This window comes from Amycolatopsis sp. NPDC004378 (genome assembly GCF_053602455.1).
The window spans coordinates 81497-97956 of the sequence record NZ_JBSGDR010000013.1 but is presented as its reverse complement, the minus strand read 5'-3'; the positions used below and the strand labels follow the sequence as shown (position 1 = coordinate 97956).

The 16460-nt window shown below is 73.3% G+C and carries 16 protein-coding genes; 10 read left to right on the top strand and 6 right to left on the bottom strand.

What is annotated here, in order from left to right:
• Nucleotides 1–38: 38 nt before the first annotated feature.
• A complete protein-coding gene (locus tag ACWEN0_RS31675) occupies nucleotides 39–3122 on the bottom strand; it encodes a BTAD domain-containing putative transcriptional regulator (RefSeq protein WP_451981806.1) in 3084 nt (1027 codons plus the stop codon).
• Between the two features lie 85 nt (nucleotides 3123–3207).
• On the opposite strand from ACWEN0_RS31675, the gene ACWEN0_RS31670 reads away from it, so the two are divergent.
• On the top strand, nucleotides 3208–3825 hold the full coding sequence (locus tag ACWEN0_RS31670) for a thioesterase II family protein (RefSeq protein ID WP_451981803.1): 618 nt from the start codon (nucleotides 3208–3210) through the stop codon (nucleotides 3823–3825).
• Here the strand turns inward: ACWEN0_RS31670 and ACWEN0_RS31665 are convergent.
• Entirely contained in the window at nucleotides 3768–3947 is a 180-nt protein-coding gene (locus ACWEN0_RS31665) for a hypothetical protein (RefSeq protein ID WP_451981800.1), read from the bottom strand. The two genes, ACWEN0_RS31670 and ACWEN0_RS31665, sit on opposite strands and share 58 nt — an antisense overlap.
• A gap of 136 nt (nucleotides 3948–4083) precedes the next feature.
• Here ACWEN0_RS31665 and ACWEN0_RS31660 point away from each other — a divergent pair, with 136 nt between their 5' ends.
• Complete coding sequence (locus tag ACWEN0_RS31660) at nucleotides 4084–5070, top strand: methyltransferase (RefSeq protein WP_451981797.1); 987 nt, start codon at nucleotides 4084–4086, stop codon at nucleotides 5068–5070.
• Nucleotides 5071–5090: 20 nt separating this feature from the next.
• A complete protein-coding gene (locus ACWEN0_RS31655; RefSeq protein WP_451981794.1) occupies nucleotides 5091–6398 on the top strand; it encodes an MFS transporter in 1308 nt (435 codons plus the stop codon).
• On the opposite strand, the gene ACWEN0_RS31650 is transcribed toward ACWEN0_RS31655, so the two are convergent.
• Entirely contained in the window at nucleotides 6385–7302 is a 918-nt protein-coding gene (locus ACWEN0_RS31650; protein WP_451981791.1) for a Kelch repeat-containing protein, read from the bottom strand. The genes ACWEN0_RS31655 and ACWEN0_RS31650 overlap by 14 nt on opposite strands.
• A 346-nt stretch (nucleotides 7303–7648) precedes the next feature.
• Between ACWEN0_RS31650 and ACWEN0_RS31645 the strand changes: the two genes are divergently transcribed.
• The 7 genes from ACWEN0_RS31645 to ACWEN0_RS31615 all read left to right on the top strand — a co-directional run bounded on the left by ACWEN0_RS31645 (nucleotide 7649) and on the right by ACWEN0_RS31615 (nucleotide 14200).
• Nucleotides 7649–8623 carry an ABC transporter substrate-binding protein gene (locus ACWEN0_RS31645; protein ID WP_451981788.1) on the top strand — a complete coding sequence of 325 codons (975 nt, stop codon included), beginning with the start codon at nucleotides 7649–7651 and terminating at the stop codon, nucleotides 8621–8623.
• A gap of 221 nt (nucleotides 8624–8844) precedes the next feature.
• The gene (locus tag ACWEN0_RS31640) at nucleotides 8845–9636 is read left to right on the top strand and encodes an ABC transporter ATP-binding protein (RefSeq protein WP_451981785.1); all 792 of its coding nucleotides are present in this window, start codon (nucleotides 8845–8847) and stop codon (nucleotides 9634–9636) included.
• Nucleotides 9629–10336 carry an ABC transporter ATP-binding protein gene (locus tag ACWEN0_RS31635; protein WP_451981782.1) on the top strand — a complete coding sequence of 236 codons (708 nt, stop codon included), beginning with the start codon at nucleotides 9629–9631 and terminating at the stop codon, nucleotides 10334–10336. Before ACWEN0_RS31640 ends, ACWEN0_RS31635 begins: the two co-directional genes overlap by 8 nt.
• Nucleotides 10337–10365: 29 nt before the next feature.
• Nucleotides 10366–11217 (top strand): branched-chain amino acid ABC transporter permease, encoded by an 852-nt coding sequence (locus ACWEN0_RS31630; protein ID WP_451981778.1) that lies wholly within the window; start codon nucleotides 10366–10368, stop codon nucleotides 11215–11217.
• On the top strand, nucleotides 11214–12284 hold the full coding sequence (locus ACWEN0_RS31625) for a branched-chain amino acid ABC transporter permease (RefSeq protein ID WP_451981775.1): 1071 nt from the start codon (nucleotides 11214–11216) through the stop codon (nucleotides 12282–12284). Before ACWEN0_RS31630 ends, ACWEN0_RS31625 begins: the two co-directional genes overlap by 4 nt.
• A complete protein-coding gene (locus ACWEN0_RS31620; protein ID WP_451981772.1) occupies nucleotides 12271–13584 on the top strand; it encodes an ABC transporter substrate-binding protein in 1314 nt (437 codons plus the stop codon). The genes ACWEN0_RS31625 and ACWEN0_RS31620 overlap by 14 nt, the downstream gene beginning before the upstream one ends.
• A gap of 49 nt (nucleotides 13585–13633) precedes the next feature.
• Nucleotides 13634–14200 carry a TetR/AcrR family transcriptional regulator gene (locus ACWEN0_RS31615; RefSeq protein ID WP_451981769.1) on the top strand — a complete coding sequence of 189 codons (567 nt, stop codon included), beginning with the start codon at nucleotides 13634–13636 and terminating at the stop codon, nucleotides 14198–14200.
• 34 nt (nucleotides 14201–14234) lie between these two features.
• Here ACWEN0_RS31615 and ACWEN0_RS31610 read toward each other — a convergent pair whose 3' ends face one another.
• From ACWEN0_RS31610 to ACWEN0_RS31600, 3 genes are all read right to left on the bottom strand, one after another.
• Entirely contained in the window at nucleotides 14235–14426 is a 192-nt protein-coding gene (locus tag ACWEN0_RS31610; RefSeq protein ID WP_451981766.1) for a hypothetical protein, read from the bottom strand.
• A 71-nt stretch (nucleotides 14427–14497) separates the two neighbouring features.
• Entirely contained in the window at nucleotides 14498–15154 is a 657-nt protein-coding gene (locus ACWEN0_RS31605; RefSeq protein WP_451981763.1) for a response regulator, read from the bottom strand.
• Nucleotides 15142–16341 (bottom strand): sensor histidine kinase, encoded by a 1200-nt coding sequence (locus tag ACWEN0_RS31600; RefSeq protein WP_451981760.1) that lies wholly within the window; start codon nucleotides 16339–16341, stop codon nucleotides 15142–15144. Before ACWEN0_RS31600 ends, ACWEN0_RS31605 begins: the two co-directional genes overlap by 13 nt.
• Nucleotides 16342–16460 lie beyond the last annotated feature (119 nt).

The window sequence follows — 16460 nt, the reverse complement described above, 5'->3', positions numbered from 1 at the left end:
GTGGTGCGGCGGGCGGGTCGGCCGGAGGCGGGCGCGGGTCAGCCGGTCGCGCGGCGGGCGAGGTCGGCGAGGAAGCGCTCGGCCGCGGCTTCGCCCGTGACGTGGCCGACCGATCGGTAGAGGCCACGGGCCTCGCGGGCGGTTCCGGCCGCCAGCATCGGGCGGCCCGCCGCGTCTTCCACCGCCGCCAAGCTCAACAATGCCTGCGCCTCCAGCAGCCGGTAGCCGCCCGCGCGGGCCGCGTCGAGGGCCGCTCGTGCGTGGTCTCCCGCTTCGGGGACGCGGCCGACCGCCGCGAGTACCCAGGCCAGCGTGGCCGATGCCTCCGCGAGCTGGCCCCGCAGCCCGGACTCCGCCGCCAGCTCCCGTGCTTCGCTCAGCACGCGCTCCGCCGTCACCACGTCGCCGCCCGCTTCCGACGCGCGGCCCAGTGCGATCAACGCCGCCGCCTCCACTTGGCGGTCGCCATCGCGGCGGACGCGCTCCAGGGCCGTCTCCGCTGTGCGCGCCGCCGGGTCGTGGTCGCCGCGCGCGGTCTGCAGTGCGCTCGACGCCGTCAGCGCCGTCGCCTCGCCGAAGCTCGAGCCGAGGTCCTGGAACTCGCCCAAGGACTGGTCGAGCACCGCGGCCGCCTCCACGAACCGGCCGGTTTCCAGCAGCACCCAGCCGAGGTCGGCGAGGTTCGCGGCCTCCCAGAACCGCAGGTCCTCCTTGCGGCACAGCGCGACCGCCTCGTGCAGGCAGTCTTCGGCCTGCTCCAGCCGGCCCAGCTGCCGGTAGTGGCAGCTCAGCGAATTCAGCGCGAGCGCCTCGCCCGAGGCGTTGGCCAGCTCGCGGAACAGCTGGATCGCGCGCCGGCTGTGTTCGACGGCCTCCGACAGCCGGCCGGTCCACTCCAGCATCGACCCCAGGTTCGCGACGGCCGTCGCCTCGCATTCGCGCCAGCCGCACGCCCGGCTGGCCAGCACCGCCTTCTCCGAGTGCCGGATGCCCGCCTCGTGCTGGCCTTCGCGGAAGTACGCGCCGCCGACGGACAGGTGCACGAGCGCTTCGGCCGGCCGGGCGCCGTGCTCCCGCGCCGCCCGCAGGACGATCGGCGCGAGCTCGAGCCACTCCGCGCGGCGGCCGTGGTCGTGGAAGAACCGCCGCAGCGCGTCGGCGAGGTACCAGGCCGCGGGGTACGGCCCCCGCGCCGCTGCCAGCCGCAGCGCCGCCGACAGGTTCGGGACCTCGACGTCCAGCCAGGCCACGGCTTCCGCGGCGCCGGCGAAGGCGACGGGACTCGGCAGCGCCGGCGCGTCTTCGCGGGGGAGCGTGACGATCCGCGCGCCGAGCAGCGCGACCGCCGCGTCGGCCGCCGCGCAGTAGCCGAGGAACAGCCGCTCCCACCCCCGGTCCCGGGCGGCCTCGTCTTCTTCGGCGCGGACGCACCGTTCGGCGTAGCGCCGGGCGAGGTCGTGGAAGCGGTAGCGGCGGGGCGCGTGCGCCTCCAGGAGGTTGGCCGCGGTCAGCCCGCGCAGCCGCCGCGTGGCGTCCTCGACCGGCACGTCCAGCAGCGCGGCCGCGGCGACCGCCGTGAAGTCGGCGCCCGGCACCAGCGCGAGCAGCCGGAACGCCTGCCGCAGCCCGCGCGGCAACGCCTGGTAGGACACCGAAAACGCCTTCGCGACGGCACTTTCCCCGTCGCCGTCGAACCCGAGCTGCGCCAGCGGGTCGCCGCGCAGCTCCTCGACCAGCTCGCCGAGGCTCGCGAGCCCGGTGTTCGCCGCCGCGATCCGCAGGGCCAGCGGGTGGTGCCCGCAGAGCCGGGCCAGCTCGTCCGCGGCGCCGGGTTCGGCGGTGGCGCGCTCGCCGAGCAGGGTGGTCAGCAGCGCCCGCGAGTCGGCTTCCCGCAGCTGGGCCAGGCCGAGGGACCGCGCGCCGACCCGGGCGACGAGCTCGTCGAGCCGGTGGCGGCTGGTCACCAGCACCCGGCCCGACGACGGCAGCAGCGGCAGCACCTGGGCGGTGTCGCGGGCGTTGTCCAGCACGACGAGGGCCTGCCGGTCGGCCAGCAGCGACCGGTAGAGCTTGGCCTGGTCGTCGAGGCCCGGCGGCACGTCCCGGAGGTCGACGCCGAGGGTGCGCAGCAGCTGGGCCAGCGCGGCGGCGGGCGTCAGGGGCTCGTCGTCGGCGTCGAAGCCGCGCAGGTTGACGTACAGCTCGCCGTCGGGGAAGCGCGCCCGCGCGGTGTGGGCCCAGTGCACGGCCAGCGCGGTCTTGCCGACGCCGGCGGTGCCCGTGATCACCCAGACGTCGCCGGGCTCGTCGAGCGCGGCCAGCTCCGGCGCCCGGCCGGTGAACCCGCGGACGTCCAGGGGCAGCTCGGCGGGCCGCGGCACGACCGGGGCCGCGGCCGGCGCCGGCTCGTCCTCGCCGCGCAGGATCCGCAGCCGCAGGTCCTGCAGGGCCTGGCCGGGTTCGATGCCGAGCTCGTCGACCAGCAGTTCGTGCGCCCGCGTGTACGTCTCCAGGGCTTCGGGGGTGCGGCCGCAGCGGTGCAGTGCGAGCATCAGCGCGGCCCGCAGCCGCTCCCGGAACGGGTGCTCGTCGACGAGCCGGCGCAGCTCCCCGGCCACCTGGCCGTGCCGTCCCGAAGCCAGCTCCTGCTCGTACAGCTCCTCCAGCACGACGAGCCGGCGTTCGGCCAGCGCCGGGCCTTCGTGCTCGGCCAGCGCGTCGCTCACCCCGCCGAGCGGGACGCCGTCCCACAGGGCCAGGGCCGCCCGCAGGTGCGTGACGGCTTCGGGCCCGGACGTCGCCCGCGCCCGCGCGACCTCGTCGTCGAACACGTCGAGGTCCCGCTCACCGGGCCCGGCCGCCAGCACGTAGCCGGGGGCGCGCCGGACGATGACGTCGCGGCCGAGCAGCTTCCGCAGCTCCGAGATGTGCACCTGCAGCCGCCCGCGGACGCTCGGCGGCGCGTTCTCGCCCCAGGTCAGGTCGATCAGGCGGTCCTCGGACACCACGCGGTTCGGCGTGAGCAGCAGCGCGGCCAGCACGGACGTCTGCTTCTGGCCACCGGGCCGGACGGCGCCCGCGTCGCCGAGGACCGTGACCGGTCCGAGCAGGCGGTAGCGCACGAGGAGCCCCCAGAAGGCCGACCGAAGCGGAACGGAAGTGCCGTGCCCGACCCTATCTCCGGACCGGAGGGAACGGAGGGAACGGGTGGACGCCGAGACCGAGCGCATGCTCTTCGTCTGCTTCCCGGACGCGGGGGAGACCGCCGGCCGCTACCGGGCCTGGCGCGATCCGCGGATCGCCGTGCACGTCGTCGAGCTGCCCGGCCGGGGTGAACGCCGCGACGAGCGCCCGTACCGGGACATGTGGCTGCTCGTCGAGTCGCTGTGCGCGGAACTCGCCGAGGTGCTCGCCCGCCCGCACGTGCTGTTCGGGGCGGGCCTGGGCGCGCTGGTCGCCTACCGGCTGGCGCAGCGGCGGGTGGCCGCGGGACTGGGGGTCCCGCGGGCACTCGTCGTCGCCCACCAGGGGCCGCCGGACCGGGCCGCGCGGGCCGTGCCGGAGCAGGCGCCGCGGGCCGACGTCAGCCTGCTGGCCAGTGACGCGCACGTGCCGGTCGCGCCGCCGTTGCCGTGCCCGATCCGCGGCTTCGGCGAGCCGCACGTGATGACGGGCTGGGGCGAGCACACGAACGCGGGGTTCGTGCTCGCCCCGGCCCGGGCCCGCGACAGCGCGGCGCTGCTGCGGGACGCGGTCCTGCGGTCGGCCTACCTCGTCTCGGCGCTCGCGGTGCCGGCGGTCGACGGCTTCGAGTCGCCGATGTAGGGACCGACGCCGATGGACGGGCCGTTCTGGGGCGGGGGCTCGGCCGCCTGGGCGGCGGGGGCGAAGACGAGGACGGCCAAGAAGGCCGTGCCGATGACGGCCTGGGCCAAACGGGCGTTCATGGTTCGACTCCTCAGGTTCGGGATACCGCAGATAGTGCCCGAGCCGGCTTCCAATCCGCTTCCCTTTGCCGGTAGTGGTCATCCGGTCACCGATCGTCCCTTGTGGAGGGAATCCGGCCACGCCAGGATCGTCGTCATGGGGAGTGACGGCGCGGACACGGTCCGGCGGATGGCGAGCTTGGCGACACCGATGGCGCTGCGGGTGGCGGTGACGCTGGGCGTGGCGGACCGGCTGCGCGGCGAGGGTGTCCGGACCGAAGACCTGGCCGGGGAGCTGGGCGTCGCGCCGGTGCCGCTGGACCTGCTGCTGGCGCACCTGGCGACGCTGGGGTTCTTCGAGCGGACGGCCACCGGGTACCGGACCACGGAATACGGCGAACACCTCTGCGGCGACACCCTGACCACCGTGCTGCTGGACCTGGACACCGCGGGCGGGCGCGCCGAGCTGGCGTTCGTCGAGCTCCTGCACAGCGTGACGACCGGCGAGGCAGGGTACGCCCGCCGCCACGGCCGGGAGTTCTGGGCCGACCTCGACGCGCACCCGCCGCTGCGGGCGTCGTTCGACCGGCAGATGGAACACCGGCTCCGCGCCGAGATCCCGCAGCTCGCGGCCGGCTACGGCTGGGGCCGGTTCGCCACGCTCGTCGACGTCGGCGGCGGCACCGGCGGGCTGCTCGCCGCGATCCTGGGCGCCCACCCGGGGATGCGCGGCCGGCTGGTCGACCTCGAAGCCACCGCGGCGGCGGCCGCCCGGACCTTCACCGCCCACGGGCTCGGCGACCGGGCCGAGGCGATCCCGGGCAGCTTCTTCGACCCGCTCCCGGCGGGCGCGGACGCCTACCTGCTGGTCGACATCCTGCACAACTGGGCCGACGCCGCCGCCGGGCGCGTGCTGGCCCGTTGCGCCGAGGCGGCCCGTCCGGACGGCCGGATCCTCGTCGTCGAGCCGGTCGGCGGGCGGCACGGGCGCACCGAGATGGATCTCGCGATGTTGGTCATCTTCGGCGGCCGGGAGCGCCGGGTCGGCGAGCTCGAGGCCCTCGGGTCGGCGCACGGGCTGGTGCTCGACGGCGTCACGGACGTGAGCGAAGGGCGTTCCCTGCTGGAGTTCCGAGTTATATAAGCGCTGTTACAATTCGGCGCGTGTCCCTGAGCCGCGCCTTCGTCGAGCTGACCCCGCTTCGGGTGTCGCCGGCCTTCCGGCGGCTGTGGCTCGGCCGCGTGTTCTCGGGCTTCGGCTCGCAGATGACGCTCGTCGCCGTCATGTTCCAGGTCTGGGAGCAGACCCGGAGCACCGTCTGGACCGGCGCCGTCGGGCTCGCGCAGGCGCTGCCAGTGATCGTGTTCGGGTTGTTCGCCGGCTCGCTCGTCGACCGCGTCGACCGCCGGAAGTTCGCGCTCGCCGCCACGACCGGGCAGGCGGCTTGCTCGGTTCTCCTGGCGGTGCAGGGGTTTCTCGGTGGCGTGCCGGTGCTCGCCGTGCTGGGACTGGTGGCCGCGCAGTCCTGCTTCGTCGCGGGCGGCGGCCCGGCGGCACGGACGTTCATCCCGCGGCTGCTGGCGCCCGAGCAGCTCCCGGCGGGGCTGGCGCTGAACCGGATCGCGTTCCAGGGCTCGATGCTGCTCGGCCCGGCGCTCGGCGGGCTGCTGCTCGGCTGGCTCGGCGTGGGCGGCTGCTACCTGGTCGACGCACTGACGTTCGTGCTGGCGTTCTACGGCGTCTTCGGCCTCCCGCCGATGCGCCCGGACGGCGAGCCGTCGCGGCCGGGGCTGGGCGGGATCCTCGACGGGCTGGCGTTCCTGGTGCGGACCCCGGTCGTCCGGGGCGCGCTGCTGACCGACCTCGCGGCGACGGTCCTCTCGATGCCGATCAGCCTGTTCCCGCTGGTCAACGCCGAGCGGTTCGCCGGCGACCCGCGGACGCTGGGCCTGTTCCTCTCGGCGATCGCGGTCGGCGGCGTGGCGGCTTCGGTGTTCTCGGGGACGTTCACCCGGCTGCCGCGGCCGGGCCTGGTGATGCTCGCCGGATCGGTGACCTGGGGTGGCGCGCTGGCGTTGTTCGGGGCGGCCCCGGATCCGTGGCTCGGCCTCGGCTGCCTCGTGCTGGCCGGGGCGGCGGACACGGTTTCGGTGGTGTCGCGCGGGGCCCTGGTGCAGCTGAACACGCCGGACGCGCTGCTCGGCCGGGTCGCGGCGGCGGAGCAGATCGTCGGCCAGGCCGGGCCGGACCTCGGCAACGTGCGGGCGGGCCTGACCGCGAGCGTCACGTCGGGGACGGCCGCCCTCGTCGGCGGCGGGGTGCTGTGCGTGGTGGCGGTGCTGCTCGTCGGCGCGGCAACGCCGGGCCTGCGCCGCTTCGCCACACCAGCTCCTGCCGCTCGGCGACCCGTGGGTGCCGGCTGGCGCCGCGTCCGTCGCGCCCGTTCTGCCGGACCGCTCAGGAAACCTTGAGCGACAACACGTCCGGCACGGTGACGCGCTGGCCGTACAGGGTGGCGCTGCCCCCGATCGCCAGCACCCGGTGCGGTGCGCCGGCGGCGCAGGCCAGCGACGCCCGGCCGTGGGGGAGCAGCGAGCTCAGCAGGCACCACGTTTCCGTGCCGAGGTCGAGGACCTCGCTCGTGCGTTCGCGCGCGGCCGGGTCCTCGACCGGTGCGGGCCCGCCGCCGACCACCACGATCCGGTCGCCCGCGAACACGGCCCCGGGCGCGCCGCGCCGCTTGTGCATCGGCGCCACGGCTTCCCACTTGTCCAGCCCGGGCGAATACCGCTCCACCGAGTCGAGCGCGTCCTGCCGCCGGCTGGCAACCCCGCCGATGGCGTACAGGTGCGTTTCCGTCGCGACCAGCCGGAACCGCGCCCGCGGCGTGAGCATCGGCGCCACCGGAACCCAGTGCGGCCGCGGCTCTTCCGGGTCGAGCACGAGCACGGCGTCCGTGGCGTGCTCGTCGGCGTCGGCGTTCCCGACCACGCCGCCCGCGACGTAGAGCCGGCCGCCGAGCCCGGCCGCGGAGGCCGCGGCCAGCGGCACGGGCAGGGACGGCGCGGAACTCCATTCGTCCGGCACGGGGTCGTACCGGTCGACCGCGTCGACAGCGGCGTCCCCGGGGCCGAGACCGCCGGCGACGTGGACGAACCCGCCGACGACGCCCGCCGCGTGGTTGGCGCGCGGGAACGGCATCGGGCTGACGTACCGCCAACTGCCGCTGCCGGTCACCTTGCGCGTCTCGACCGAGCTGTAGCCGACGTTCCCGTCGGTGCCGCCGAGCACGAAGAGGTCCTCGCCGACGACCGCCGCTTCGTGCGCGAACCGCGGCGACAGCAGTGGTGGCCGGTATTTCCAAGATCCGTTCATCGTCCCGCCCCTTTTCCTCGGCCGCCAGAATCTCCGCGGTGTCCCGCTTTGTTACGACGGATTCGTTTTCCGCTGCCGGCCGCATTCCGGCGATCGGATTCCGGATGGGTCATCCGCCGCAGTGCACTCCGCCGGATGGCGGCTGACGATCACACTGTGTGCCGGTTTCTCGTGGGTTTGTTTCCCTTGGTGAGCCCGTCCTGGTGGGTGGTTTACCCGTTCCGCGGCGCGGGCGGCGCTTTCGACATGATGTTTGCGGACCGGGAAATCGTCATCTACAGTCCGGCGACTAACGGCTCGAGAAGCCGGATTCCATGGTCGAAATGATTCTTTCCCGAGGAGTGGCATGCGCAGGTGCGCCTCGATCCGCCGGTTCGCCGTCTTCGCTCTCGTGCTGGCCCTGGTGGGCGGCTGCAGCCAGCGGGGCGGCTCCGGCAGCGCCGGCGCCGTCGAGAAGCCGGCCATCCGGGTCGCGATCTTCTCCGCCGTCGACCTCGCCACGTTCTGGCTGGCCCAGGACGGCGGCTACTTCAAGGCCGAGGGCCTCGACGTCCAGGCCGACACGGCCGCGAGCGGGCAGGAAGCGCTTACCCGCATGACGAGCGGTCAAGCCGACCTCGCGATGTCGACCTACACGCTGTTCTTCCTGGCCAAGAACAACGGCGCCGACCTGAAGCTGGTCGCCGACGGCACGTCCGCCAGCCCGCGCAGCAACGAGCTGGTCACCGTGCCCAACTCGCCGGTGAAGACGGTGAACGACCTGGACGGCAAGCGGATCGCCATCAGCTCGAAGAACGCCGCTTCGGACGTGCTGACCCGCTCGGTGATGCGTGACCACGGCGTCGAGTTCGACAAGGTCCAGTGGGTCCCGATGCCGTTGCCGGACATGGGAACCGCGCTCGCCCAGGGCCGGGTGGACGCCGCCTACCAGCCCGAACCGTTCCTCACCCAGGCCGCCCGGTCCGCCGGTGCGTACCCGGTCATCGACGCCGCCAGCGGCAGCACCCAGGGCTTCCCCCTCACCGGCTTCGGCGCCACGGCGAAGTGGGTCCAGGACCACCCGAAGACGATGGCGGCGTTCCAGCGCGCGATGCTCAACGCCACGCGTGCGGCGGTCGACCGCGCGCGGATCGAGCCGCTCGTCGTCCGGAACGCCAAGGTGGACCAGGACACCGCGAGCCTGATGGTGATGCCCGAGTTCGGGTCCACCCTGGACGCCCGCCGCATCCAGCGGGTGCCGGACCTGCTGCAGCAGCTGGGCGTCGTCCAGACGAAGATCGACGCCTCGTCGATGATCACCCCGCAGGCCAGTACCGGCTGAGCGGCGGGACGCGAAAGAAGGGCGGGTGCGCGATGCACCCGCCCTTCTTTGTCGCGTAAGGACTTTTCCACGTCGCACGGCCTTCGCGTTATTTTCGGACCGGGTACGAAGATCCCGGTTCCGGTGCTTCGCGCCTTGACATGACCGGCCTCGCACCCCACCCTCTTCATACCGACCGCGCGGTACGGCGTTGTCCGCATGGTGAGACAGGAGAGTCATCGATGACCCTTCCCGGCGAGGACCTGCTGGTGGTCGACGGCCTCACCGTGCGCTTCGGCGGGCTCACCGCGCTGCACGACGTCCGGCTCGGCGTCGGCGCCGGCACGGTCGTCGGGGTCATCGGGCCCAACGGCGCCGGGAAGACCACGCTGTTCAACGTCATCTGCGGGTTCGTGCGGCCGCAGTCCGGCCGCGTGCTGTGGCGGGGCGAGCCGCTCGTGCGGCAGCGCCCGGAGCACCTCGCCGGGCTCGGGATCGTCCGGACGCTGCAGGGCCTCGGCCTGTTCGCCGGGCTGACCGTGCTCGAGAACGTGCTGGCCGGCGCGGGCCGGCACGCTCGCACCGGGGTGCTCCCGGCGCTCGTCGGCGCCGGCCGGTCGGCGCGCGACGAAGCCGACCTGACCGCTCGCGCCCGGGAGACGCTCGGCGAGCTCGGGATCGCCGACCTCGCGGACCGGCTGCCGGGCGTGCTGCCTTACGGCGTCCGGAAACGCGTCGCGCTGGCCCGGGCGCTGGTGGCCGATCCGGACCTGCTGTTGCTCGACGAACCGGCGAGCGGGCTCTCGGCCGCCGAGCTCGTCGAGCTGGCGACGCTGATCCTTTCGCTGCGGCGGCACATGGCGATCGTGCTCGTCGAGCACCACATGGACCTGGTCATGCAGGTGTGCGACCGGGTCGTGGTGCTCAACTTCGGCGAGGTGATCGCGGCCGGCAGCCCGGCGGAGATCCAGGCCGACCCGCGCGTGGCCGAGGCCTACCTCGGCGACCCCGCCGAGGAGGTGCCCGGTGCTTGAGATCGACGGGCTTTCCGTGGCCTACGGCGCGGTCCGCGCGCTCGACGGCGTCGGCCTCGAGGTCGAGCGCGGTGGGATCACCGCCGTGCTCGGCGCGAACGGCGCCGGCAAGACGACGCTGCTGCGCGCGATCAGCGGCCTGCAGCCGGCGCGCGGCGGGCGGATCACCTGGGACGGCACGGACCTCACCGGCCGGGCCCCGGACCGCATCGCCCGCGGCGGGGTCGCGCACGTGCCCGAGGGCGGCGGCGTCATCACCGAGCTGACCGTCGACGAAAACCTCCGGCTGGGCGCGCTGTGGCGCCGCGACCGCGCCGACCGCGCGGCCGCCCGCAAGGAGGTCTACGAGCTTTTCCCGCCCCTGGAAGAACGTTCGGCGAAACCCGCCGCGACGCTGTCCGGCGGCGAACGGCAGATGCTGGCCATCGGCCGCGCGCTGATGAGCCGGCCCGAGCTGCTGCTGCTCGACGAGCCGTCGCTCGGTCTCGCGCCGCTGATCACCGCCCGGATCATGGGCATCCTGCGGGACCTGCGGGCCTCGACCGGGCTCACCGTGGTGCTCGTCGAGCAGAACGCGCACAGCGCGCTGTCCATCGCCGACCGCGGGTACGTCCTCGCGCTGGGCCGGGTCGTCGCCGTCGACACCGCGGCGGAACTGCTGGCCGACGACGGCCTCCGCCACGCCTACCTCGGATTCTGACGCGTCAACCTGGAGGAGACCGGTCCGGTATGCAGGAATTCCTCGACCTGACCCTCGGCGGGATCTCCGCCGGCGCGGTCTACGCGGCGCTCGGGCTCGCGCTGGTCATCATCTACCGGGCCACCCGGGTGGTGAACTTCGCCCAGCCCGCCCTCGCCCTGATCTCGACGTACCTCGCGTACTCGGTGACGAAGGCGACGGGCAGCTACTGGCTCGGCTTCGCCGTCGCGATCGTGGCCGGGACCGTGCTGGGCGTCGCGACCGAACGGCTGCTGATCCGGCCGCTGCGGCACCGCTCCGAGCTGAGCTCGATCATCGTCACCCTGGGGCTTTTGCTGGTGCTGCAGGCGATCGCGGGCATGATCTGGTCGAACGAGCCGCTCGCTTTCCCGTACGCCTTCGACTTCGTCGGCCGGTTCTCCGCCAACGACCTGTTCGTGGTGCTGGTCGTGCTGGTGATCGCCACGCTCGTGCTGGTCGTGTTCAAGTACACGCCGCTCGGCCTGCGGATGCGCGCGGCCGCGTTCGCGCCGGACGTCGCGCGCACGCTCGGCGTCCGGGTCGGGCTCATGCTCACCGTCGGCTGGGGGCTCGCCGCGGCCGTCGGCTCGCTCGCCGGGCTGCTGGCCACCCCGCCGTTCCTCTTCCCCAACGTGCTGGACGGCGTCTTCGTCTACGCGCTCACCGCCGCGGTGCTCGGCGGTCTCGACAACCCCTTGGGCACCATTGCTGGCGGGTTCGTCCTCGGCGTCGGACTGTCCTATGTGTCCGGCTACTTCGGACCGGAGATGGTGACGATCGCCGCGCTCGCGATCCTCGTCGTCGTCCTGATCGTGCGGCCCAGCGGGCTGTTCGGCCGCGCGAAGGTGAGGCGGGTATGACGGTGCGCACGAGCCTTCCGGAGACCCGCGTGGAAACCGCGGCGAAGAAGCGGGTGCTGCCGCCGCTGCTGCGCCACGTCCTGTTCGCGCTGGCCGCGTTCGCCGTGGTCGTGGTGGCAACGCTGGTCACCGACGAGTTCACCAACCTCCGGATCGCGACCATCGGCTACTACCTGGTCGCGGTGGCCGGGCTGACCCTGCTGACCGGCCTCACCGGGCAGGTTTCGCTGGGCCACGGCGCGTTCATGTTCATCGGCGCGTACACGGTGGCGTTGCTGGTGAAGCACGTGCCGTCGTTCCCGCTGTGGGCCGACCTGCTGCTCGCCTCGGCCGCGGGCGGGCTCGCCGGGCTGGTGGCCGGGGCCGCCGCGGCCCGGCTGCGCGGCCCGTACCTCGCCGGGGCGACGCTGGCGCTGGCCGTCGGCCTGCCCGCGCTCACCCGCCGGTTCCAGGACTTCCTGGGTGGCAGCAACGGGCTGAGCTTCACCGTCCACAGCAGACCGGCCGGGGTGGCCGTTCCCGAGCTGCGCTGGCAGACCTGGATCGTCTGGCTCAGCGTGCTCATCGCGCTGGTGTTCGTGGTGAACATCGTGCGCGGCCGGCTCGGGCGCGACTTCCGGGCCGTGCGCGACGACGAGGTCGCGGCGTCGCTGAGCGGGATCGCCGTCGGCCGCACGAAGATCCTCGCGTTCCTGGTCAGCGCCGTGTGCGGCGGGCTCGCCGGGGGCCTGCAGGCCTTCCTGCTCGGTACCGCCGCACCCGGCTCGTTCACGCCCGCGCTGTCGCTGAGCCTGCTGGCCGCCGTCGTGCTGGGCGGGCTCGGCTCCCTGTGGGGCGCGCTGTGGGGCGCGGTCGCGCTCGTCTACTTCCAGGCGTGGTCCGAAGACCTCGCCGACGCGCTGCACCTGAACACCGACGTGGCCAACAACCTCCCGCTGGCGGTGTACGGCGTGATCCTCATCGTCGTCGTGCTCGCCTTCCCGCGCGGCATCCAGGGCGGTTTGCACAAGCTGCGCGCACTTCTCCGCCGACCCGCCGAACAGAAGGAGAACCATGAAGACCACTAGGTACGGCGCGGGGTTCCTCGCCCTCGCCCTGGCGCTGACCGCGTGCGGCGGCGCGGGGGAGAGCGACGGCGGCGGGCAGCAGGCCGCCGACTCGGCCGTCGGCGTCACCAAGGACACCGTCACCATCGGGACCCACCAGCCGCTCACCGGGCCCGCCGCACCCGGCTACTCCAAGATCTCCGTCGGCGCCCGCGCGGTGTACCAGGCGATCAACGACGGCGGCGGGATCAACGGCCGCAAGATCGACTACAAGGTGGAGGACGACGGCTACAACCCGACCAAGACCGTCGAGGTCGTCAAGAAGCTCGTGTTGCAGGACAAGGTCTTCGCGATCGTCGGCGGCCTGGGAACGCCGACGCACTCGAAGGTCGTCGACTACCTCAACTCCGAAGGCGTGCCGGACCTGCTGGTGTCTTCGGGCGCGCTCGCCTGGGACAACCCGCAGAAGGACCCGATGACCTTCGGGTACCAAGTGGACTACACGCGCGAAGGCAAGATCCAGGGCAAGTACGTCAAGGACACCTTCGCCGGCAAGAAGGTCGGCTACTTCACGCAGAACGACGACGTCGGCCGCGACACGCAGGCCGGGCTGGACCAGTTCGTCAAGGACCAGACCGTGGTCCGGCAGGGCTACGACAGCGCCAACACCGACGTCACGCCGCAGCTGTCGGCGCTCAAGACGGCGGGTGCCGAGGTCGTCGTGTGCGAGTGCATCCCGGCGTTCACCGCGCTCGCCATCCTGGCCGCGGCGAAGATCGGCTACCACCCGCAGTTCGTGGTCAGCAGCATCGGCGCCGACCCGGCGACGCTTTCCGGGCTGCTGCAGGACTTCGCCAAGCGCGGCGGCGCGAGCGTGTCGAGCGCGCAGCTGCTGGCCGGCCTGATCGGCACCGGCTACCTGCCCGACGTCGCGCAGACGTCCGACCCGTGGGTCGCGTACTTCAAGGGCATCCACGACAAGTACATCCCGAAGGAGCCGCTGACCAACACGCTGTTCTACGGGATGGTGCAGGCCTACACGTTCGCGCAGGCGCTGAAGGCCGCCGGGCCGGACCCGACGCGGCAGAAGATCGTCGACGCGATGAGCTCCGGCGCGTTGAAGGGCCCGGGCCTGACGCCGTTCGGGTTCTCCAAGGAGTCGCATTCGGGCTACACCGGCGCGTACGTGTTCAAGATCAACCCGGACACGACGACCACGATGATCCAGCCGCCGGCCGTCACCGACCGGGGCACCGGGGCCATCACGCCGTACACCGGTGAGCGGGCCACCCCCGACCAGGTCAACCTGCTCGGCAAGTGAGGCGGGGGCCGGGCCGCGCCGCGGTCCGGCCCCTTCTTAGGGTGACGACATGACGGTCAAGGAGAGGGTCGTGCGAGCGGCCGTGCGCCTGTTCGCCGAGAAGGGGTTCGAGGCGACGACGGTCCGGGAGATCGTCGAAGAGGCCGGCGTGACGAAGGGCGGGCTCTACCACTACTTCGAGTCCAAGGACGACCTGCTCTTCGAGATCTACACGGCGATGCTGCGGATGCAGACCCGCCGCATGGTGACGATCGCCGAGTCGGACCTGCCGCTGCCGGAGCGGCTGCACGCGATCATCGTCGACGTGGTGGTGACGAGCATCGCCGACCTCGACGCGGCGACGGTGTTCTTCCAGTCGTTCCCGTTGTTGGAGAAGTCCAAGCAGGTCCAGGTCCGCGCCGAGCGCCGCACGTACCACGAGCGGGTCCGGGACCTGGTGGCGGAAGGTCAGCGGTCGGGGGTGTTCCGCGCCGACGTCCCGGCGGACCTGGTGATCAACTACCACTTCGGCGCCATCCACCGGCTCGGCATGTGGTACCACGCGGACGGAGAGCTGTCGGGAGAGCAGGTGGGGGCGCACTTCGCGAACCTGATGCTGCGCAGCCTCCGTCCTTAGTGGACACCGGCGGCGCGCACCGGGAGGGACCGGGTCACCGCCGGCGGCGGACGTAGTGGACGACCAGCAGGACCAGGGCGACGGTCGCGATCCCGCCCGCCGTGAGGCGGATCGGCTCGGGCAGGCCGGTGAAGGAGCCGGTCGCGTTGACCGCGGCGCCGACCGCCAGGAGCGGCCAGAGGACGACGGGGACTGCGGTGCGGGTGGGGGCGGTGGTGTTGTCCATGCCGGAAACACTACGAACCGGCCGCCGCCCGGACGATCCCGTCGGCACCCGGAACCGGGGTGGTGCCTGCGCTACCCCGCGTCGCGGCCGAGGTAGGCGAGGACCGCCAGCACCCGGCGGTGGCCGCCGCCCTCGTCCGACGGGAGGCCGAGCTTCGCGAAGATGTTGCGGATGTGCTTGAGCACCGCGCCGTCGCTGACCACCAGCAGCTCGGCGATCGTGCCGTTGTTGTAGCCCTCGGCCATCAGGCCCAGTACTTCGCGCTCGCGCGCGGTCAACGCCTCCAGCGGGTCCTTCGCGCGGCGGCGGGACATCAGGTGGCCGATCACCTCGGGGTCCATCGCCGTGCCGCCCTTGGCGACCCGCTGCAGCGCGTCGAGGAACCGCTCGACCTTGCCGACCCGCTCCTTGAGCAGGTAGCCGACCCCGCCGACGCCGTCGGCGAGCAGTTCGACCGCGTAACTGGTCTCGACGTGGGCGGACAGCACCAGCACCGGCAGCGCCGGGTGGATCTCGCGGGCCCGCACGGCCGCGCGCAGGCCCTCGTCGGTGTGGGTCGGCGGCATCCGGACGTCCATCACGACGGCGTCGGGCCGGTCGGCGGTGATGACCGCCAGGAAGTCCTCGGCGTTGTCGACCGCGGCGGCCACCTCGATGCCCGACGTCTTCAGCAGCAGCGCGAGGCCTTCGCGCAACAAGGCGTCGTCTTCGGCGATCACGACCCGCATGGCAGCTCCACTCGCAGCACGGTCGGCCCACCGGGTGGGCTGGTCAGGGTGAGGGTTCCGTCGAAGGCTTCGGCGCGGCGCCGGATCCCGGCCAGGCCGCTGCCGCGGGACTCGTCGGCGCCGCCGTGGCCGTCGTCGCGGATCTGCAGGCAGAGCACGGAAGCCGTGCCGCCGATGGTGATGTCCACTTCGGACGCTCCGGCGTGCTTGGTGACGTTCGCCAGCACCTCCGCGACGACGAAGTAGGCGGCCGCCTCCACCGCGGCCGGGCGGCCGGTCTCGTACTCGACGGTGACCGTCGCCGGCACCGGGCAGTGCTCGGCGAGCGCGCGCGCCGCCCCGGTCAGGCCGCGCTCGCTCAGCAGCGGCGGGTAGATGCTGCGGACGACGGTGCGCAGCTCGGCCAGCGCGTCGGTCGCCGTGTCCTGGGCCTTGACCAGCAGGTCGCGCACCGTTTCCGGGTCGCGCTCGTACAGCTGCCCGGCGATGCCCAGCTGCAGGACGACCGCCGCGATCCGCGCCTGGGTGCCGTCGTGCAGGTCACGCTCGATGCGGCGCAGCTCCGCGCCGTGCGCCTCCAGCGCGGCGGCCCGGGTCGCGGTCAGTTCGGCGACGCGGTCGGCCAGGACGGTGCCGGGGCCGGGGGCGAGCAGCCGCCGCGCGGTGCGGGCCTGCCACCGCGCCACCCGCGGCGCGACCAGCGTCACCGCGGCCATCGCGACGCCGGAGAGGACGCCCAACGCGGCCGTCGGCCACGAGTTCACGACGATCCCGAGCGACCCCTGGATCCCGCCGGGCACCGCGGGCCAGACGACGGCCGTGACGACCTGCTGCACGGCGCCCAGCGGCAGGCCGATCGCGAGTGCGCCGACGACCAGCCCGGTGACCGCGTGGATCGCGAGCCACGCGAGGTCGCGGCGGGTGGCCGGGTCCTTCAGCGGGGAACCGTCGCGGTAGGGCTCGGGGATCGCTTCGCCGAGCCGGCGCGCGGCCCGCCGCCGGTCGATCCCGACCGGCCACCGCGCCAGCCTGGTCGCCGGGGCCAAGGACGGGATCCCGACGCCGAACGGGCACAGCAGGAGCACGGCGAAGAGCCCGACGAGAGCGAAGAGCGACAGCATCGAAGTGCCGGCGCCGACCACGAGGTAACGAACCGCCGACCAGACCTTCCGCAGGCGGGTCGTCACGCCGCCAGTGTCCCACCCCACCCCCGTGGTGGTGCTGGCGCTACCCCGGATCCACCTCCCCACGGGATCGATCGGCGGCCGCCGTCGACCTAGTTTTCCTTACGACAGAACGTAAGGGG